Raw genomic sequence first — 19,214 nt, 5'->3', positions numbered from 1 at the left:
AAGACGCGGCCGCAGCCGATCGAGAACAGCGTGTCGGCTGCGAACAGCGTCTTCTCGGTGTCGAACACGTAGGAGATGTGGTCGAGCGTATGGCCGGGCGTTTCGAGCACGCGCGCCAGCAAATTGCCGATCTTGACCACGTCGGCATTGGCGACGCGCAGGTCGACATTGGCGATCTTCGTCGTCTTGTCATGCGGCGCGACGACGCGGCAATTGAATTTCTGCTTGAGTTCGGCGACCCCGCCGACATGATCGCCGTGATGATGCGTGATCAGGATGTCGGTGAGCTGCCAGCCCTCGCGCTCCAGCGCTTTCAGGATCGGGCCGGCCTCCGGCGCGTCGATCGACGCGGTCGCCTTGGTTTCCACATCGTGGATCAGGTAACCGAAATTGTCGTTTAAACAGCTGAAAGTACGAATTTCGGCGGCCATGACATCTCCATCGCGCTCAGCCCCGCCAGACAAATATGGCGTTAACGTTGCGCAGGCAATGCAATATTCGGCGCGCAGCGGCCGCCTTGTGCATGTTACATTGCCGTCATGACCATCGACGTCGTCGATCTTCGCGAATTCTATTCCCGTCGCCTCGGGATCGTGGCGCGGCAAATGATCAATCGCGGCATCAGGGAGCGCTGGCCGGGCGCCGAAGGCCAGCGCGTGCTCGGCATAGGTTATCCCACGCCCTATCTGGGGTTGTTCCGTGAGGACGCGGAGCGCTGTATCGCTTTCATGCCGGCCGCCCAGGGCGTGCTGAAATGGCCGACAGGGCGGCCGGCCCTGGCTTCCCTGGTCGACGAATTCTCGCTGCCGCTGCCCGACGCCGCGGTCGACCGCATCCTGCTGGTCCATGCGCTGGAGATGTCGGACGATCCGGCAGCACTGCTGCGCGAGGTGTGGCGCGTGCTGTCACCCTCCGGCCGTGTCATCGCGGTGATCCCGAACCGGCGCGGGGTGTGGACCCGTACCGACAGCACGCCGTTCGGTCACGGCCGGCCCTATTCGCGCTCGCAGATCACGGACCTGTTGCGTCAGACCTGGTTCACGCCGACCGCGTGGGGCGAGGCGCTGTTCATGCCGCCCTATTCGGGCCGCTGGGTGTTGAAATCGGCGCAGATGTGGGAGCGTGCCGGCGCGGCACTGTCGCTGCCCTTTGCCGGTGTGCACATCGTGGAAGCCACCAAGCAGGTCTATCGGGCGATTCCCGCCAAGCGCGAGCGGGCGCGGCTGATTCCCTCGCTGAAGCCGGTGCTGGTGCCGTCCTCGACGACGGTGACGCGCAGCTAAAAAAAATCGTCCCGGCGGGGCCGGGACGATTTCAGTTCAGCACATCTCGAGAAGCTTATTCGCCGGGGGCGACTTCATCGCTCGATGCGGCCGGAGCGGCCTCGCGCTCGGGGCGCGGGCCATGCGGCCGGCGGCGCCGCCGCGGAAAGCGCTCACCGCCACCACCGCCTTCGAAATTGGCCTGGCCGCCATTCGCCCCGCCATTCACCTGCGGCTGCGGGCCGGTGATGAAGGAGGGCAGCCGGTCGACGCTGCCGGTGTCGGCGACGACGGGCTGCGGCTGGTTCAGCGGTATCGGCTGGGGCTGGGGCTGATATTGCGGCTGCGGACGATGGTCGCGTTCGCGATGCTCGCGCGGCTGCTGGTTATCGCGCTGATAGGGCTGCTGGCCGTCGCGCTGCTGATAGTCGCGTTGCTGGTGATCGCGCTGGCCGTCACGCGCAAAATTCTGCTGCTGCGGCTGCGGAACGAAGCCCGGCTCCTGGCCGAAATTCGAGAAATTCTCGCCGTCGTCCTCGCTGTCGTCGCCGCTGCTGTTGCTGATCGGCTCGTCGCCGCGCGGCTGCTGGTTCTGGCGGAACTGCTCCTGGGCCGCCGCGATCAGGCGAAAGTAATGCTCGGCGTGCTGGTAGTAGTTCTCGGCCGCAACGGGGTCGCCGGAGGAGCGCGCATCGCGCGCGAGCTGGAGATATTTCTCAGCGATGTGCGAGGCGGTGCCGCGGATCTTGATGTCGGGTCCGTTGGACTCGTAGACCCGGGTCATCGGGTTCTGGCCGCGCCGGTTATTGTTATTGTTGTTATTATTGTTGCGGTTGCGCATCCGCTGCTTGTTCTGACCGTTTCTCATGTCCTGCCTTTAATTCCAGCCCTAAAGGTTGCACGCATTACTGATTGCCGAGAGTGACCTGATGACAGCAGTTCACATCTCTCTCGCGCACCGCGCGCAAGAGCGGATCGAACCCTGCCATTGTTCGTCGACCGTCGCGTTCAACAAAGACGCGTTCCCCACCCGCCAGCGTCCATTGCCAGCGAACCCATTCATATCGCCTGCCGAAACAAGCCCAGCTTTGTTGCGTAAGTCTTCAAGCGCAATATCAGGCTTTCGTTCACTTTGCGGTCGGAAAGCAGCGCAGCTCAATGGGCCATCGCGCTTAACAGGACCTGCGGCTTGGAACCTTAAATCAGTGAAGCTCTCGCTTGAGAGCCCGGCTTTCGCCCGTAGGTCTACGGGGCCGACACCGATGTGTTGAATGGAAGGTAGTCGTTCCCAGGGGATATTCCAAGAGGTTTTTTGCAGGCCAATCCGGCTTTTATGGGGTCATTTTTCGGGCCGAAACGGCCCGTGGGATGCCCGCCAGATCGGCCTTGGGCGGCCGGTCGACCGTCAATGCGGCGGCCGTCATCAGGCTTTCGATATCGCTGGCCTGCCCCTGGCCGGCCTCCACGATCAGCGCGCCGCCGGGCACGAGCCGCTCGGCCGCCTGCGGGATCACAGCACGGTAGGCGTCGTATCCGTCATTGCCGCCGTCGAGCGCCAGATGCGGGTCGTGTTCGCGCACCTCGATGCTCAGTTTCGGAATTTCTCCCGAGGGAATGTAGGGCGGATTCGACACGATCAGATCGAACGGGCCCTCGAGTGCTGCCGCATAGGAGCAGGCGACGAAGGCGGCGCGGTCGGCGAGGCCGAGAGCAACCGCATTGGCCTTTGCCGTATCGAGTGCCATGAGGCTGAGATCGGTGCCTACGCCGAAGGCATCGGGAATCTCGTGCAACAGCGCGAGCAGGATGGCGCCGGATCCGGTGCCGATGTCGGCGATGACAGGCGGATGCGATCGTTGCTGTTCGCGAAACATTTCGAGCGCGCGCTCGACCACGGTCTCGGTATCCGGGCGCGGGACCAGCGTTGCTTCCGACAGACGAAACGGCAGGCCCCAGAATTCCCTGACACCGAGAATGCGCGCCACCGGCTCACCTGCGATGCGGCGCTCTGCCTGCTGCGCGAGCCGCGACGCCTCGGCTTCAGTGAGCAGGCGCGCGGCCTGCGTAATCAGGCCCGTGAGATCGAGGCCGAGGGCGGCACCGAGCAGGATGCGGGCGTCGAGTTCGGCTTCGTCGATCCGGGCCGATCGCAGCTGTGCAGCCATGGCGCGCCGCGCGCTCTCGATCGATTGTCCGGTGAAGGGGTTTATCACGCGGCGCGTCACGCCGCGGCGCCCTGGGCGGCGAGCTGCGCGGCTTGATGCTCGGTCGTCAGTGCATCGGTCAATTCGCCGAGTGCCTCGCCTGCGATCACCTGAGGCAGCTTGTAGAGCGTCAGGTTGATGCGGTGGTCGGTGACGCGCCCCTGCGGGAAATTATAGGTGCGGATGCGCTCGCTGCGGTCGCCGGAGCCGACCTTCTCCTTGCGCTCGGCAGAGCGCGCCGCGTTGATACGCTGCTGCTCGGCATCGTAGATGCGAGAGCGCAGGATGTTCATGGCCGAGGCGCGGTTCTTGTGCTGCGAGCGGCTGTCCTGCATCATCACCACGATGCCGGTCGGGATATGGGTGATGCGGATCGCCGATTCGGTCTTGTTGACGTGCTGGCCGCCTGCGCCCTGCGCGCGCATGGTCTCGATGCGCAGATCGTCGTTCTTGATCTCGACGTCGACATCCTCGACCTCCGGCAGCACGGCCACCGTTGCCGCCGAGGTATGGATGCGCCCTTGCGTCTCGGTATCGGGCACGCGCTGCACGCGGTGCACGCCGGATTCGAATTTCAGCTTCGAGAACGCGCCGCGGCCCTGTACCTCCGCGATGATTTCCTTGTAGCCGCCGACCGTGCCTTCGCTCGCCGAGATCACCTCGACCTTCCAGCCCTGCAGCGCGGCGAAGCGCTCGTACATCCGGAACAGGTCTCCGGCGAACAGCGAGGCCTCGTCGCCGCCGGTGCCGGCGCGGATTTCCAGCACTACGTTGCGGTCGTCCATGGCGTCCTTGGGCAGCAGTGCCACGCGAATCTTCTGGACCAGCTCCTCGATCTTTGGCGTCAGCTCGGCGCGCTCGGCTTCCGCCATGCTGCGCATCTCGGCGTCCGTGGTGGCATCGGCGATCAGGGCCTCGGTGTCGGCGAGTTCCTTCACGGCCGACCGATACGTCTTGACCGCGTCGATCAGGGGGGAGAGCTCGGCCAGCTCGCGCGTGATCTGCACGTAGCGTTCGGAAGCGAGCTGTCCCAGCGATTCGGCCTCAAGAGAGGCATGATGTGCAAGGAGCACGTCGAGTTTGGCTTCGGGGAGTGACGACATCGGATAAGTCTCAAATGGCGGAAAGAAGCGAGGCGGCGGAACGCGGGCGACAGGCCCGCTACAAGGCCAGGCCTTCGGCCTCGGCAAATTCCGTCAGCTTCTGCCGGATCGAGATGCTGCCGGCGGGCGCGTCCAGCAAGGGGCCGAGCATCGCCTCGGCCTTCTTCGCGTCGAGGTCGATCACCATCGCCTTGACCGGGCCGAGCGCGGTCGCCGAAAGCGACAGCGAGCGATAGCCCATCGCGATCAGCGCCAGCGCGCCGATCGGCTTGGAGGCCATCTCGCCGCAGAGCGAGAGCGACTTCTTCGCCGCATGGGATTTGCGGGCGATGTCGCGCAGCGCGCGCAGGATCGGCGCCGACATGGTGTCGAAGCGCTCGGAGACTTTTGCGTTGCCGCGGTCGACCGCGAACAGGAACTGGAACAGATCGTTGGAGCCGACCGAGATGAAGTCGACCTTCTTCAGCAGCTCGTCGAGCTGGTAGAGCAGGGCCGGCACCTCGACCATGGTGCCGATGTCGATGCGCTCCGGAAGCGTATGGCCGTGCTGGCGCAGATAGGTGAGCTCGCGCTCGACCAGCGCCTTCGCCGAATCGAACTCGGCAACCTCCGAGATCATCGGGAACATGATCCGCAGCGCACGGCCGCCGCCGGCGCGCAGCAGCGCACGGATCTGGCCGCGCAGCAGGCCGGGACGATCGAGCCCGAGCCGGATCGCGCGCCAGCCCAGCGCAGGATTTTCCTCGATCACCGCTTCCATATAGGGCAGCGCCTTGTCGCCGCCGATATCGAGGGTGCGGAAGGTCACGGGCTTGGTGCCGGCGGCATCCAGCACGGCGCGATAGAGCGCGAGCTGGTCGCTGGTGCGCGGCAGGCTCTGTCCCACCATGAATTGCAGCTCGGTGCGGAACAGGCCGATGCCGGCGCTGCCGGTGTCCTCGATATGCGGCAGGTCGATGGCCAGGCCCGCATTGATCATCAGTTCGACCTTCTGGCCGTCCTTGGTGACGCAGGGCCGGTCGCGCAGCGCCAGATACTGCGCCTGGCGGCGGGCGCGGAAGCGCACGCGCTCGGCGAAGGCCGCCTCGATCTCCTGCGACGGGCGGACATAGATCGAGCCCGACGTGCCGTCGACGATGATGGCGTCGCCGGGATCGGCGATGCCGGGCGCGTTCGGCACCTCGCCGACAGCGGGAATGCCGAGCGCGCGCGCCACGATCGAGACGTGGGAGTTGGCGGTTCCCTCCTCCAGCACGATGCCGCGCAGGCGCTTGCGGTCGTAGTCCAGCAGCGCCGCCGGGCCCATCGCGCGGGCGATGACGATGGCATTGTCGGGCAGCTGTTCACGTGACGGCGCGTGGTCCTGGCCGACCAGCTGCCGCATCAGGCGGTAGCCGAGATCTTCCAGATCATGCAGCCGGTCACGCAAATACGGATCGGTCGAACGCAGCATGCGCGCGCGGGTGTCGGACTGCACGCGCTCGACGGCGGCTTCCGCGGTGAGGCCGGTGGCCACCGCCTCGTGCAGCTTGTGCGACCAGCCCTGGTCGTTGGCGAACATGCGGTAGGCTTCCAGCACCTCGCGGTGCTCGCCGCCCTCGGCGACGTCGCCGCGCTCCAGCATGCGGTCGAGATCGGCGCGCAGCTTGGCGAGCGCAGTGTCGAGCCGCTTGATTTCCTTCGGCAGGTCCTCGGCGATGTAGTCCTTGATGACAACGCGCGGCTCGTGCAGCACGACATGGCCGAGCGCGATGCCCTCCGACAGGATCGCGCCGACCTTCTGCATCGAGTGGCGCGCGGCCGGCTCCAGGCCGGGCTGCGCCAGCGCAGACAGCTCGCCCGAGGCGATCAGCTCCGCCAGCACCATCGCGGTGGTCTGGAGCGCCTCGAGCTCCTCCTCGACATAGGTGCGCTTGGCGCGGTTCTGCACCACCAGCACGCCGAGCGTGTTGCCGGCGCGCAGGACCGGCACGCCGAGGAAGGAGTGATAGATTTCTTCGCCGGTCTCCGGGCGGAACGAGAAGGCCGGATGGCTCTGCGCGTCGTTGAGATTGAGCGGCGTCGCCTCGCTGGCGACGAGGCCGACCAGGCCCTCATGGGCGGTCAGCACGGTATGGTGCACGGCTTCGCGGTTGAGACCTTCGGTGGCGTAGAGCTCGAGCGTGTTGTCGACGCGCAGCACATAGACCGAGCACACCTCGGCCACCATGTTGGCGGCGATCAGCACCACGATCTTGTCCAGCCGCTCCTGGGCCGAGACCTGCTCCGCCATGGTTTCGCGGAGCCGTCTCAACAAGACGCGGGGACCTCCCGACGCGCTCCGCATGAACCGTCAACCTCCTCCGTCAGCCGGGCCCGAAAGGGGCTCCGGCGGCTCGCCCGAAAATCCAGAAAAACAACGAATTTGCTCATCCGGCGCCAGCCCAAGCTCTCGCTTGAGCCGAATCAGCACCGCCTCAACTGGGGCACAGTTTGTGGCAGCCCACCCTGTTCGCCGTATAGCGAATTGGGGCTTGTTTTGCCAAGCAAAACGCCTGCCAGACGCGAAGGTGTGTACACCTTCGCGTTTGCTGCGACCGCTAAGAGAAAATTAGCCTAAGCAACGTCCGGAAAAGTGCGAAGCGGTTTTCCGGAAAGACCATGCTCAAACAACAACGTGAAGCGCGACCGCGGTCGCGCTTCAGGCCTGATCGAGGCCGTAGAGCGTGTGCAGGGTGCGCACCGCAAGCTCGGTATAGGCGGTGTCGATCAGAACCGAGAATTTGATCTCGGAGGTTGTAATGGCCCGGATGTTGATATTCCGTCCGGCGAGGGCCGAGAACGCCTGGGCGGCAACGCCGGCGTGGCTGCGCATGCCGCTGCCGATCACCGAGATCTTGGCGACGTCGGTGGCTGTGTCCAGCCGGTGGTAGCCGATCGTGGCCTTGGCGGCGGTGATGGTGTCCTTGGCGCGGGTGTAGTCCGCGGCCGGCACCGTGAAGGTGAGGTCGGTGGTCTTGCCGTCTTCAGAAACGTTCTGAACGATCATGTCGACGTTGATGTTGGCATCCGCCAGCGGGCCGAAGATCGACGCGGCGACGCCGGGCTTGTCCTCGATCTGGCGCACCGAGATCTGGGCCTCGTCCTTCGAAAAGGCGATGCCGGTGACGACGTGGTTTTCCATGATCTCCTCCTCGCCGCAGATCAGCGTGCCGGGCGGCTGGTTGGCATGCGGGTCGATATCCTCAGGCTTGTCGAAGCTCGAGCGGACGAAGATCGGCATGTTGTGGACCATGCCGAGTTCCACCGAGCGGACCTGGAGCACTTTGGCGCCCTGGGAAGCCAGTTCCAGCATGTCTTCGAACGCGATCTTGTCGAGCCTCTTGGCCTTGGGCACGATTCGCGGGTCGGTGGTGTAGACGCCATCGACGTCGGTGTAGATGTCGCAGCGATCGGCCTTGACGGCTGCGGCGACCGCCACGGCCGAGGTGTCGGAGCCACCGCGGCCGAGCGTGGTGATGCGGTTGGTTTTGGGGTCGATGCCCTGGAAGCCGGCGATCACCGCGACCTCCTTGCGATCCCTGAAGCGCTTGATGATCTCGCTGCCGTCGATGTCCTCGATCCGGGCCGAGGCATGGGCGTCGCTGGTCTTGATCGGGATCTGCCAGCCCTGCCAGGAGCGGGCCTGGATGCCCATGCTCTGGAGCACGATGGCCAGCAGGCCGGAGGTCACCTGCTCGCCGGAGGCGACGACGGCGTCGTATTCGCGCGCGTCGTGCATCGGCGAGGCCTCGGTGCACCAGGCCACCAGCTCGTTGGTTTTTCCCGACATCGCCGAGACGACCACGGCCACTTCATGGCCGGCGTCGACCTCACGCTTCACATGGCGTGCGACGTTACGGATACGTTCGATATTGGCGACGGATGTGCCGCCGAATTTCATCACGAGGCGGCTCATGACGACGCGTGCATTCCCTTATAAGGATCAGTATGGTGGCCCGCACTGGACGGGCCTCGCGGACACCGACCGCGCGTATACATAGCGGCGGGGCCGGGGGCAAGCGGGTTCCTGCGGGGGCAGGGTGCGGGGGTAGTGGGTTAACCGAGATCATGGCGCGTTACATCGACGAGATTCTTCAGCCCAGCGAGAAGGTGCTGTATTCGACCAATGCGCACTGGATCTTCTATTTTCCGGCCATCCTGGCCTGGATTGTGGCTCTGGCGCTGTTCGTCTTGTCCCGCCAAACCATCGTTGAAGGGCTCGTGCTGCTGTGCCTCGTCGGCTCCGGCCTCGTGGCGCTGGCAGCGCTCTATTGGACCCTAAAAGGCTGGTTCCATCGCTTCACCACCGAGACCGACGTCACCAACCTCAGGGTTGTGCACAAGACCGGGTTCATCAAGCGCCGTACCTTCGAGATGGCGCTGGACAAGGTCGAGAGCGTCGATGTCAATCAGACGATTCTTGGACGAATTCTCAACTACGGCGACGTGACCATCAACGGCGTCGGCGAAGGTCGCGAAACCATCCGGACCATCGCCTCGCCCCTGGCCTTCCGTAGTTCGATCACCACGCGGTAGGACCGCGCCTAACCATGAGCATGCAGCAAAATACGTCCCCCTCCGCCGCCCAGCCCGGCTCGACCGTCGACGCCGCCGAGATCGCGAAATTCTCGAAGCTTTCCGCGGAGTGGTGGGACCCCAAGGGCAAGATGGCGCCGCTGCACCGGATCAATCCGCTGCGGCTCGGCTATATCCGCGACGCCGCCTGCCGCAAGTTCGAGCGCAACGTGCGCAGCCTCAACTGCCTCGGCGGACTGCGCGTGCTCGACATCGGCTGCGGCGCCGGCCTGCTCTGCGAGCCGCTGTCGCGGCTGGGCGCCCAGGTCATCGGCGTCGATCCCTCGCAGAGCAATATTGCGGCCGCAAAACTGCATGCCGACAAGAGCCATCTTGCGATCGACTATCGCTGCACCACGGTGGAGGAGATCGACCCGCGCGAGCGCTTCGATATCGTGCTGGCGATGGAGGTGGTCGAGCACGTCGTCGATGTCGGCGTTTTCCTCAAGCGCTGTGCCGCGATGCTGAAGCCGAACGGCCTGATGGTGGTCTCGACGCTGAATAGAAACTGGAAGAGCTTTGCGCTCGCCATTGTCGGCGCCGAATACGTCCTGCGCTGGCTGCCGCGCGGCACCCACGAGTGGAACAAGTTCGTCACCCCGGACGAGCTGACGAAGTATCTCTTGGACAACCGCCTCGTCATCACCGAGCAGACCGGCGTCGTCTACTCACCCTTCGCCGACAAATGGGCTCTCTCGTCCGACATGGACGTGAACTACATGGTGGTGGCCGAAGGGATGGTGTGAGGGGTGAGCGAGGCGTCAGCATCGCTCCTATGACGTGGGCGTGATTGACCTGCTTGGCCGCTAGCGGCAGGTTGGCCGAAGTCTTCAGCCTCAGCCTCCAGCCCATGTTCACCATCACCAGCCTCTGGATTCCCTTCACCGTCATCGCCGCGCTCGGCCAAGTCGCGCGCAATGCGATGCAGCGCTCGCTGACGAAGCCGCTGGGGACCTGGGGCGCGACCAATATCCGCTTCCTGTTCGGCTTTCCGTTCTCGCTGCTGTTTCTGGGCGTGGTGCTGGTCGCCACCGGCGATCATCTCGGCATGCCGCCGACGGTGTTCTGGCCGTGGCTGCTGCTCGGGGCGCTCAGCCAGATCGTCGCCACCGGGCTGATGCTGCTCGCGATGAACGACCGCTCCTTCGTGGTGACGACGGCGTACCTGAAGACCGAGGCGATCCAGACCGCGATCTTCGGCTTCGTCTTTCTCGGCGATCACCTGACATGGTTGAAGGTGTTGGCGATCGTGATCGCGACCATCGGCGTCGTCATCACAGCGCTCCGGCCTGGCGGCGAGAAGAGCTTTGCGGAATTGAAGCCGACGATCACCGGCCTTGTTGCGGCTGCAGCGTTTGCCCTATCCGCGGTTGGTTTCCGGGGGGCGATCATCAACGTTCCCGGCGTATCCTTTGTAACCTCGGCCTCGTTCACGCTGGTGCTCGGCCTGTTCGTGCAGACGCTGATCCTGACGATCTATCTGCTCTGGCGCGCGCCAAAGGTGCTTCAGGCGATCCTGGGATTATGGAAGCCGTCGCTGCTTGCCGGCTTCATGGGCGCCTTCGCCTCGCAGTTCTGGTTCCTGGCCTTCGCGCTGACGGCCGCCGCCAATGTCCGCACGCTCGCGCTTATCGAGGTGCTGTTCGCGCAAGCGGTGGCCTATTATTCGTTCAAGCAGCCGATCGCGTCGCGCGAGATCCTTGGCATCGCGCTGATCGTGATCGGCGTGGCGGTGCTGGTGGGGGCTTAGTTCCGGTCTTCCGGCAGCGTCGGCAGCGGCGACACCTCGATGCCCTCGTCGATCAGCGACTTCGCCTCGTCGGGTGAGGCCTCGCCATAGATCGGACGGTGCTCCTTGTCGCCGTAATGCATCGCGCGGGCTTCGTTCGCAAAGCGCTCGCCGACATTGTCGGCGTTCTTCACGATGTGGTCTCTCAGCTCCTTGAGCTTGGCGCGCAGTTCGCGTTCCTGCGCCATCAGGAGCGAGGTCGGTCCCGATGGTGCGGCCTCGGGCGCAGGCGTCGCGGCGGGCTCCGGCGGCGGGGTTGCGCGCCCGCGGCCCTTCTTGCCGACGATGCGCGGCGCCATGATCGCTTTGTCGACCTTGGCCGAGCCGCAGATCGGGCAGGTCACCAGCTTGCGCTTCACCTGCGAATCGTAGGCTGACGAACTCTGGAACCAGCTTTCGAATTCGTGGTTGCGGTCGCAGTGAAGCGCGTAGCGGATCATGCCGATCCCCGCACCAGGTGCAGATGATCCGGCCCGGCCTTGGGATCGGCGACGCCGAAGCGGCGGCCGTGCTGGAGCGAGGGGATCGCGCGGCGGGCGGTCTCGACCTTGGCCGGGTCGATCCTGGCCATGACGATGCCGGGCTCGACGTCGCCCTCGGCGAGGATCTCGCCCCAGGGGTCGATGATCAGCGAGTGACCGAAAGTCTCGCGCTTGTTTTCATGGGTGCCTGCCTGCGCCGCTGCGAACACGAAGCAGCCGGTCTCGATCGCGCGTGCGCGCAGCAGGATGTGCCAATGCGCCTCACCGGTCTTGCGGGTGAAGGCCGACGGCACCGTGAGGAAGGATGCGCCGCTCTCGGCCAGCGCCCGGTACAGCGCGGGGAAGCGCACGTCATAGCAGATCGTCAGCCCGACGCGGCCCCAGGGCAGGTCGGAGATCACGGCGGTCTCGCCCGGCTGGTAATTGGCGGATTCGCGATAGCTCTCGCCGTCCGGCAGCACGATGTCGAACATGTGGATCTTGTCGTAGCTCGCGAGCACATTGCCCTCGGGCCCGATCAGGAAGGAGCGGTTCACCGCCTTCTCGTCGGAGAAGCGCAGCGCCAGCGAGCCGACATGGATGTGGATCTTGAGCTCGGCCGCGAGCGCCCGATACGCTTTCAGCGAGGCATCGTCCTCTTCGCTCTGGAGATGCTCGAACAGCGCCGTGCGGTTCAGCTGCATCATGTTGCTGACTTCGGGCGTCTGCACATAGTCGGCGCCATCAGCCGCAGCCTGCCGGATCAGCTTGGTGGCCTGCGCAAGGCTCGGCTCGGGCAACAGGCCGGTGCGCATCTGCACCATCGCGGCGGTGAAGGTCTTGTTCTCGCTCATGATACCGCCTTCACGCTTTCGAGCATTGCGTCGAGCTTGCCTTCGCGATCGAGCGCGTAGAGGTCGTCGCAGCCGCCGACATGGGTGCCGCCGATCCAGATCTGCGGGAAGGTCGAGCCCTCGCCGGCGCGGTCGTACATCTCCTCGCGCCAGGACGGGTTCTTGGCGATGTCGAACTCCGTAAAGGTCGCCTTCTTGCGGGTCAGCAGCGATTTGGCGGCGGAACAATAGCCGCAGCCCGGCCTGGTGTAGATCTCGACAGCGGCGGTCATGTTGTCTGGCGCTCTCATGTCATGAATTCATTGAATTATATGGGACTTCACCTGACCTCCACAACCCGGGCAAAGACCAGCACGTCGACCTGGGCCGCCTTGGCGCGGAGCAGGGCCCGCGCGCAGGCATCCAGCGTCGCGCCCGAGGTCAGGACGTCATCGATCAGGACGATACGCCGGCCCTGGACCTCGGTCTGCCGGTCGGGAGATACCTGGAATGCGCCCTGCACATTGGTGGCACGCTGGGCCCGCGACAGGCCGATTTGCTGCTCGGTAGCGCGCACCCGGCGCAGCACCTCGCCCCGCACTTTCACGCCGGACTGCCGCTCGATGATGCGCGCCAGCGCTCCGGACTGGTTGTAGCGGCGGCGCCAGGCCCGGCGCCAATGCAAGGGAACGGGAATTAGCATGTCGGCGCCGGCGAGCAACTCGCCGCCCGCGCGCGCCATCCAGCGGCCCATGGCCGGCGCCAGATCGGTGCGGTCCTGGTATTTCAGCGCGTGCACCAGCGTGCGCGCGACGTCGTCATAGCGCACCGCCGCGCGCGCCCGCTGGTAGGCCGGCGGGCTCGCGATCGCCTCCATCGACAGCGTGTCGGGGCCGGGATCGTAGACAAAGGGGATGCCGAGCCGCGGGCAGTAGGGTCGCTCGATGAAAGACAGCCGCGCCCAGCAGGCCGCGCAGACGCCCTCGCCATCGACCGGCTCACGGCAGGACACGCACAGGGTCGGCAGCGCAATGTCGAGGGCAAGCCGTGCCGCGCGCGCCAGCACGTGGCGGCCGGTGCCGAGCGCGCCGCGCAGATAGCTCGAAATGGCACGTGATGCCTCGGCGTTCATCGGCCTACGGCTCGTTCGGGAGCACGGGCCGGAAGAACGATCGCTCATAACGGCGGAAGCAGCGCGTTTCCCGTGCAAAGGCGATCGCCTTATGGACGTCCGGATCTTCGGCGCTGTCTTTCCGATATTGCTCGTAGGCCGCGAAGCTCGGGAAGCTGAACATCGCCAGCGCGACGTCGCTCGCCCCTTCCGACGGCAGGAAGTACCCGTGGTGGATGCCGCCGAATCTCGGCAGTAGTTCCAGCCACATCCTGCCGTAAGCCTCAAATTCGGCGAGCTTGTCCGGCGAGACCTCGTATCGCAGGTAACACGTGATCATCGTCGGATACTCCGGCACGCCGCGTATCTGGCGCGGATTGTTGGCTTGGAACGCGAGGCCGATGCCGGCCGCCATGAGGGAAGCTAGCGCCCCACGCAGTGGATTGCCAGAACCGCCGTGATCGGCGTAACCAGCGGAATGGCCCAGAACCCGCAAACCCCGCCCGCCTTGTTCGATCGCGCCTTGCTGCATGCGCGGCAGCAGCGCGCGCAGGCACAGGGCGAGGTCACCTTCCTGCTCGACCGGGTGGCCGAGGACATGTCCGACCGGCTCGCCGCGGTGATGCGGGAGTTTCATGCTCCGGCCGATCTCTGGACGCCCGGCGAGGGTCTCGCGACGCTGCGCGTGCGGCTGCCGTCACTTCAGCGGATTGCGCTTGGTCAAACCGGTGAAGAGAAGCTGCCATTCTCGCCCGAGAGCCGCGACCTCGTCGTCTCGGCGCTGGCGCTGCAATTCGTCAACGACCTGCCGGGCGTGCTCGCGCAAATCCGCCGTGCGCTGAAGCCCGACGGCCTGCTGCTGGCCGCGATGATCGGTGGCGACAGCCTCACCGAGCTGCGGCAGGCGTTTGCCGCAGCGGAGGCCGAATGCGAGGGCGGGGTGTCGCCACGCGTCGCGCCGTTCGCCGATCTGCGCGATATCGGCGCGCTGTTGCAGCGGGCGGGCTTTGCGCTGCCGGTCACCGACGTCGACCGCGTCGTGGTGCGCTATGGCAATGCCTTTGCGCTGATGCAGGATCTCAGGCGCATGGGTGCGGCCAATGTGCTGATCGAGCGGCGCCGCACGCCGAGCCGGCGCGCGACGCTGCTGCGCATGGCCGAAATCTATGCCGAACGTTTTGCCGATGCCGACGGTCGCATCCGCGCCACGTTCGACATTGTCTGGCTCTCCGGCTGGGCCCCGCATGCGAGCCAGCAGCAGCCGTTGAAGCCGGGGTCGGCGAAAGCGAGCCTGGCTGAGGCGGTGAAGAAAGCGGGGAGGGAGTAGCGCGTGTCCCGGACGCGCTGCAGCGTTCTTACGCTGCTGCGCAGAGCCGGGACCCAGTTCGCTGCAAGCATGGGCCCCGGCTCTGCAGCGCACCGCAAGAGCGCTGCGCTGCGTCCGGCGCACAGCTCGGGCTCACATCAGCAGATCAATCAAATGCGGGATCAGCGGGATGTCCGCGGGCGGCATCGGGTAGTCGCGCAGCTTGTTGGCGCGGACCCAGGCGAGGTTCTGGCCCTCGCGTGGCGTGACCTGTCCCTCCCAGCGCCGGCAGATATAGAGCGGCATCAGCAGATGAAACGTCTCGTAGCCGTAGCTCGCAAAGGTCAGCGGGGCCAGGCACGGCTCGGCAACAATGATGCCGAGCTCCTCGGAGAGCTCGCGGATCAGGCTCTGCTCCGGCCGCTCGCCGGGCTCACACTTGCCGCCGGGAAATTCCCAGAGGCCGGCCAGCGTCTTGCCTTCGGGGCGCTGCGCGATCAGGACGCGCTTGTCGGCGTCGACCAGCGCGCAGGCCACCACCAGTGTCAGTTTGAGATCGGGCATGGATGATGTCGCTCGGTGAAGATGATCCGCAACGGTTCGTTAACCCTGTTGCGGCCCGCATTTCTACGGTTTCCATAAGTCATATTTAATCGACGGTTCCTAGAGTGGAAACGCTTGAACCTTCGGGGGCCGACCCATGCGCGCTGCGTTTCACACCATCACGCGCCGATTTGCCCGCGACCGGCGCGGAAATATCGCGGTAATCTTCGCATTCTCCTGCGTTCCCCTGATCACTGTGGTCGGCTGCGCGGTCGACTACGCCCGCGCGACCCAGATCCGGTCCAAGCTCCAGGCCGCGGCCGATGCGGCCAGCGTCGGCTCGGTCGCCAAGGCTTCGCCGGCGTTTGCCGCCGCGGGCTCGATGACCTCGGACGGTACGATCGCGGTCGGCGTCACCGACGCAAAGAACATCTTCAATGCGAACGTCGCCAATCTGACGGGCTACATGCTCAACAGCGTCACTCCGACGGTGGTCAAGAGCGGCTCGGCCGTAACCTCGACCGTCACGTTCAGCGGCACCATCAACACCATGTTCCTTGGCGTGATCGGCAAGACCGCGCTGTCCATGAGCGGGACGTCGACCTCGACGGCCAGCATGCCGCTCTATGTCGACTTCTATCTGCTGCTCGACAATTCGCCGTCGATGGGCGTGGCGGCAACCCCGGCGGACGTGACCAAGATGGTCAACAACACGTCCGACAAATGCGCCTTCGCCTGTCACGACTACAACGACGCGAACAACTACTACAACCTCGCCAAGACGCTCGGCGTGACGACGCGGATCGACGTGTTGCGCAGCGCGACCCAGTCGCTGATGGACACCGCCGGCGCCACCGAAACCTATTCGAACCAGTTCCGCATGGCGATCTACGATTTCGGCGCCTCGTCGCAGACCATCGGCCTGCGCGCACTGTTCTCGCTGTCGGCGAGCCTGTCGAGCGCCAAGACAGCCGCCGGCGGTATCGACCTGATGGGCGTCTTCGGCAACAATGACGCCTACACAGCCGACAAGGATACGCAGTTCAGCACGGTCTTCCCTGCGATCAACAGTGTAATCGCCGCGCCCGGCGCCGGCACGTCGGCGGCACCGATGAAATATCTGTTCTTCGTCTCCGACGGCGTCGCCGACGAGTACAACACCGGCTGCGCCAAGCCGACGGTGAGCGGTGGACGCTGCCAGTCTCCGATCGACGTCTCGCTCTGCACCACGATCAAGAGCCGCGGCATCAAGATCGCGGTGCTCTACACCACCTATCTCCAGCTTCCGACCAATTCCTGGTACATGAGCTACATCGACCCCTTCAACAAGGGACCGTTCGGGCCGTCGCCGAACAGCGAGATCGCACAGAACATGAAAAGCTGTGCCACGCCGGGCCTGTATTTCGAGGTGAGCCCGACGCAAGGCATCTCGGATGCCATGAACGCGCTGTTCAAGAAGGCTGTCGCGGACGCGCGGATTGCGGGGTGATTTGAACCGAAGTTCTATCCCCGTCACCCTGAGGTGGCCGCTTCTTCAGCGGCCCTCGAAGGGCGACGAGCCCGGCTTTCCCTGCACGGCGGCAGCGTGGCCGTGCATCCTTCGAGGCTTCACGTGCGCTGCTTCGCAACGCACGTTTCGCACCTCAGGATGACGGAGAGAGAAGAGCTACGACCGGTAATCCCCGTTGATCGCCACATATTCCTTCGTGAGGTCGCAGGTCAGCACGCGGTCGCGGCCCTTGCCGAGGCCGAGCGAGACCTTGATTGCGATCTCCGGCGCCTTCATCGCTTCCGACACCTGCGCTTCATCGTAGGACGGATCGCGTGCGCCGCTCTTGGCGACGCGGATGCCGTTGAACGAGATCGAGAGCTTGTCGCGATCGGCGGGCTCGCCGGCCTTGCCGACCGCCATCACCACGCGGCCCCAATTGGCGTCCTCTCCGGCGATCGCGGTCTTGACCAGCGGCGAGTTGGCGATCGACATCGCGATCTTGCGTGCCGAGGCCTTGGTCTTGGCGCCCTCGACGGTGATCTCGACCAGCTTTCGGGCGCCTTCGCCGTCGCGGGCGACCTGCTCGGAGAGGTTGGCGAGCACCTGGTTGAAGGCTTTGACGAAGGCTTTCAGGCGCGGATCGCCGGCCCGGCTAATTTTCGGCGCGCCATGCTCGGCGGCGGCGCCCGTCGCGAAGGCCAGCAGCGTGTCCGAGGTCGAGGTGTCGCCATCGATCGTGACCGCGTTGAACGTGTCCTCGACGCCGGCCTTGAGCAGGGCCTGGAGCGCGGCGGGGGCGATCGGCGCGTCGGTGAAGATGAAGGACAGCATCGTCGCCATGTCGGGCGCGATCATGCCGGCGCCCTTGGCCATGCCGTTGATGGTGACCTTGGCCTTGCCGAGCTTGACGGTCGCGGTTGCGACCTTTGGGAAGGTGTCGGTGGTCATGATCGCCTTGGCCGCGGCGAGATAGTCGCCGGGCTCGGCGGATTCAGCCAGACGGCCGAGCACGCCGTCGAATTTGGTCGCGTCCAGCGGCTCGCCGATCACGCCGGTCGAGGCCAGGAAAATCTCGCTCTCGCTGCACCCGACCGCCTTGGCCGCGATCTTGGCGGTCAGCGCGGTGGAGCCGCGGCCGGTCTTGCCGGTGAAGGCGTTGGCGTTGCCGGAATTGACGACGAGCGCGCGGGCCTTGCCGCCCTTCAATTTTGCACGGCACCATTCGACCGGCGCCGACGGGCACTTCGATTTGGTGAAGACGCCGGCAACGGCAGTGCCCTTGTCCATCACTGCCAGCAGCACATCGGTGCGGTTCTTGTAGCGGATGCCGGCCTCGGCGGTCGCGAGACGGATGCCCGCAATGGTGGGCATGTCGGGAACGTTTGTCGGGGCGAGCGGGGAGACGGAGGAGGACATCGAGGGCGCCTTGATGGGGTCTGAATATGCAGATGGCCGGGCGATGCCCGGCCATTGCGATGCTTAGATACTCTTGGCGTCACCGAAGTGACAGCGAATTCTTACTTCTTCGCAGGCGGCGCCATCTTGCTGTCGGAGGGCTTGGCCGCATCGGCCGGCTTGGCGTCCGCCGCCGGCTGGTCCAGCCGCTCGACCTTGGCTTCCGTGCGCAGCTTGGCGACGTAGTCGGCCTGGGCCTTGCGGGTGACGTACTGCTCGATCTGGGCCTTGACCTGCTCGAAATCAGGCGCCTTGCGATTGCGCTTTTCCTCGACCTTGATGATGTGCCAGCCGAACTGCGACTTCACGGGGTCGGAGATCTTGCCCGGCTCCAGCGCGAAGGCCACGGCCGAGAATTCCGGCACCATCTGCTCCTTGGTGAAGAAGCCGAGGTCGCCGCCGTCGGCGGAGCCCGGATCCTTGGACTTCTTCTTGGCCAGCTCGGCGAAATCGGCGCCCTTGTCGAGCTCGGCCTTCACCGCCTTGGCCTCGTCCTCGGTCTCGACCAGGATGTGGCGGGCGCGCACTTCCTGCTCGCCGGTGATTTGCTTGGAGGCCTCCTCATAGACCTTCTTCATGGCATCCGGGGTCGTCGCCGCCTTGCCCTCCTGGGCGAGCAGGCTGTCCATCAGAAGCCGGTTGCGGGCGAACGCCATGCGCTTCTTGAACTCTTCGCCGTCGGCGACCTTCTTGTCCTCGGCGGCCTTGGAGACGATCTTCATGTCGATCAGGAACGACAGGACGTTCTCGTCCTTGGTCGCCGGGTCCATCTGGGCGAGGCTCGGTCCGAGTTCCTCCTCGGCCATGGCCACGTCGCTTTTCTTGATTTCAGCGCCATTGACCTTCGCCAGGACCGGATCTTCGGCAGCCCGGCCGGGACCCGCGATCAGCGCCAGCGCAAGGCAGCCCACGAGGGCGGTGGCGAGGCCGAAGCGCAGGCCGGTTTTGGTTACCGGGAACGAGGTGGTCATGGAAAATCCTTTTGTTGAAGCAGGGGGCTGCTCGAGCGGGGCGGACACTCGCCCAATTCAGGGGGGCTTGGCAACGCGAAAAGTCTGT

At 65.2% G+C, this 19,214-nt stretch carries 20 protein-coding genes; 6 read left to right on the top strand and 14 right to left on the bottom strand.

The features are described from left to right. A partial coding sequence (locus PMI42_RS36015; protein ID WP_008144646.1) for an MBL fold metallo-hydrolase occupies positions 1 to 431 on the bottom strand: 431 nt, incomplete at its 3' end. Between the two features lie 108 nt (positions 432 to 539). On the opposite strand from PMI42_RS36015, the gene PMI42_RS36010 reads away from it, so the two are divergent. Next, a complete protein-coding gene (locus PMI42_RS36010) occupies positions 540 to 1,283 on the top strand; it encodes a methyltransferase domain-containing protein (RefSeq protein WP_008144644.1) in 744 nt (247 codons plus the stop codon). A 55-nt stretch (positions 1,284 to 1,338) separates the two neighbouring features. Here PMI42_RS36010 and PMI42_RS36005 read toward each other — a convergent pair whose 3' ends face one another. The 5 genes from PMI42_RS36005 to PMI42_RS35985 all read right to left on the bottom strand — a co-directional run bounded on the left by PMI42_RS36005 (position 1,339) and on the right by PMI42_RS35985 (position 8,506). After that, on the bottom strand, positions 1,339 to 2,130 hold the full coding sequence (locus tag PMI42_RS36005) for a DUF4167 domain-containing protein (RefSeq protein ID WP_008144642.1): 792 nt from the start codon (positions 2,128 to 2,130) through the stop codon (positions 1,339 to 1,341). Between the two features lie 463 nt (positions 2,131 to 2,593). Continuing rightward, the gene (gene prmC, locus PMI42_RS36000; protein ID WP_008144640.1) at positions 2,594 to 3,487 is read right to left on the bottom strand and encodes a peptide chain release factor N(5)-glutamine methyltransferase; all 894 of its coding nucleotides are present in this window, start codon (positions 3,485 to 3,487) and stop codon (positions 2,594 to 2,596) included. Next, positions 3,484 to 4,569: a peptide chain release factor 1 gene (gene prfA, locus PMI42_RS35995; protein ID WP_008144638.1), complete on the bottom strand. Its 1,086-nt coding sequence runs from the start codon at positions 4,567 to 4,569 to the stop codon at positions 3,484 to 3,486. Before prfA ends, prmC begins: the two co-directional genes overlap by 4 nt. Before the next feature lie 58 nt (positions 4,570 to 4,627). Beyond that, positions 4,628 to 6,895 (bottom strand): phosphoenolpyruvate--protein phosphotransferase, encoded by a 2,268-nt coding sequence (gene ptsP / locus PMI42_RS35990; protein WP_008144636.1) that lies wholly within the window; start codon positions 6,893 to 6,895, stop codon positions 4,628 to 4,630. A 354-nt stretch (positions 6,896 to 7,249) separates the two neighbouring features. After that, positions 7,250 to 8,506, bottom strand: a complete 1,257-nt coding sequence (locus tag PMI42_RS35985; RefSeq protein ID WP_035967858.1) for an aspartate kinase — start codon at positions 8,504 to 8,506, stop codon at positions 7,250 to 7,252. 152 nt (positions 8,507 to 8,658) lie between these two features. Between PMI42_RS35985 and PMI42_RS35980 the strand changes: the two genes are divergently transcribed. The 3 genes from PMI42_RS35980 to PMI42_RS35970 all read left to right on the top strand — a co-directional run bounded on the left by PMI42_RS35980 (position 8,659) and on the right by PMI42_RS35970 (position 10,915). After that, on the top strand, positions 8,659 to 9,126 hold the full coding sequence (locus PMI42_RS35980; protein WP_035967856.1) for a PH domain-containing protein: 468 nt from the start codon (positions 8,659 to 8,661) through the stop codon (positions 9,124 to 9,126). Between the two features lie 14 nt (positions 9,127 to 9,140). Beyond that, positions 9,141 to 9,911: a bifunctional 2-polyprenyl-6-hydroxyphenol methylase/3-demethylubiquinol 3-O-methyltransferase UbiG gene (gene ubiG, locus PMI42_RS35975; RefSeq protein ID WP_008144630.1), complete on the top strand. Its 771-nt coding sequence runs from the start codon at positions 9,141 to 9,143 to the stop codon at positions 9,909 to 9,911. Positions 9,912 to 10,015: 104 nt separating this feature from the next. Continuing rightward, positions 10,016 to 10,915, top strand: a complete 900-nt coding sequence (locus PMI42_RS35970) for an EamA family transporter (RefSeq protein WP_008144628.1) — start codon at positions 10,016 to 10,018, stop codon at positions 10,913 to 10,915. Here the strand turns inward: PMI42_RS35970 and PMI42_RS35965 are convergent. Genes PMI42_RS35965 through PMI42_RS35945 form a run of 5 tightly spaced genes read right to left on the bottom strand, consistent with a single transcriptional unit; the run spans position 10,912 to position 13,699 of the window. Continuing rightward, a complete protein-coding gene (locus PMI42_RS35965; RefSeq protein ID WP_008144627.1) occupies positions 10,912 to 11,394 on the bottom strand; it encodes a DUF1178 family protein in 483 nt (160 codons plus the stop codon). The two genes, PMI42_RS35970 and PMI42_RS35965, sit on opposite strands and share 4 nt — an antisense overlap. After that, entirely contained in the window at positions 11,391 to 12,269 is an 879-nt protein-coding gene (locus PMI42_RS35960) for a carbon-nitrogen hydrolase family protein (RefSeq protein ID WP_008144624.1), read from the bottom strand. The genes PMI42_RS35965 and PMI42_RS35960 overlap by 4 nt, the downstream gene beginning before the upstream one ends. Next, positions 12,266 to 12,541: a glutaredoxin 3 gene (grxC, locus tag PMI42_RS35955; protein WP_008144622.1), complete on the bottom strand. Its 276-nt coding sequence runs from the start codon at positions 12,539 to 12,541 to the stop codon at positions 12,266 to 12,268. The genes PMI42_RS35960 and grxC overlap by 4 nt, the downstream gene beginning before the upstream one ends. Positions 12,542 to 12,588: 47 nt before the next feature. Continuing rightward, on the bottom strand, positions 12,589 to 13,380 hold the full coding sequence (locus PMI42_RS35950) for a ComF family protein (RefSeq protein ID WP_008144621.1): 792 nt from the start codon (positions 13,378 to 13,380) through the stop codon (positions 12,589 to 12,591). A 4-nt stretch (positions 13,381 to 13,384) separates the two neighbouring features. Continuing rightward, positions 13,385 to 13,699 carry an NIPSNAP family protein gene (locus PMI42_RS35945; RefSeq protein ID WP_035967866.1) on the bottom strand — a complete coding sequence of 105 codons (315 nt, stop codon included), beginning with the start codon at positions 13,697 to 13,699 and terminating at the stop codon, positions 13,385 to 13,387. Positions 13,700 to 13,837: 138 nt separating this feature from the next. On the opposite strand from PMI42_RS35945, the gene PMI42_RS35940 reads away from it, so the two are divergent. Next, entirely contained in the window at positions 13,838 to 14,686 is an 849-nt protein-coding gene (locus PMI42_RS35940; protein ID WP_035967837.1) for a methyltransferase domain-containing protein, read from the top strand. A gap of 132 nt (positions 14,687 to 14,818) precedes the next feature. On the opposite strand, the gene PMI42_RS35935 is transcribed toward PMI42_RS35940, so the two are convergent. Beyond that, positions 14,819 to 15,229, bottom strand: coding sequence for a (deoxy)nucleoside triphosphate pyrophosphohydrolase (locus tag PMI42_RS35935; protein WP_008144614.1), 411 nt, complete (start codon positions 15,227 to 15,229; stop codon positions 14,819 to 14,821). Positions 15,230 to 15,365: 136 nt separating this feature from the next. On the opposite strand from PMI42_RS35935, the gene PMI42_RS35930 reads away from it, so the two are divergent. Then, the gene (locus tag PMI42_RS35930; RefSeq protein ID WP_008144612.1) at positions 15,366 to 16,697 is read left to right on the top strand and encodes a TadE/TadG family type IV pilus assembly protein; all 1,332 of its coding nucleotides are present in this window, start codon (positions 15,366 to 15,368) and stop codon (positions 16,695 to 16,697) included. Positions 16,698 to 16,874: 177 nt separating this feature from the next. On the opposite strand, the gene argJ is transcribed toward PMI42_RS35930, so the two are convergent. Together argJ and PMI42_RS35920 are read right to left on the bottom strand one after the other, a co-directional pair. Further along, complete coding sequence (gene argJ / locus PMI42_RS35925) at positions 16,875 to 18,116, bottom strand: bifunctional glutamate N-acetyltransferase/amino-acid acetyltransferase ArgJ (protein WP_008144610.1); 1,242 nt, start codon at positions 18,114 to 18,116, stop codon at positions 16,875 to 16,877. Positions 18,117 to 18,217: 101 nt separating this feature from the next. Next, a complete protein-coding gene (locus PMI42_RS35920; protein ID WP_008144608.1) occupies positions 18,218 to 19,126 on the bottom strand; it encodes a peptidylprolyl isomerase in 909 nt (302 codons plus the stop codon). Between the last annotated feature and the right edge of the window lie 88 nt (positions 19,127 to 19,214).

It is taken from the genome of Bradyrhizobium sp. YR681, assembly GCF_000282615.1.
Taxonomy (GTDB): Bacteria; Pseudomonadota; Alphaproteobacteria; order Rhizobiales; family Xanthobacteraceae; genus Bradyrhizobium.
The sequence above is the reverse complement of the archived record's forward strand: the minus strand, read 5'-3'. Positions and strand labels throughout refer to the sequence as shown.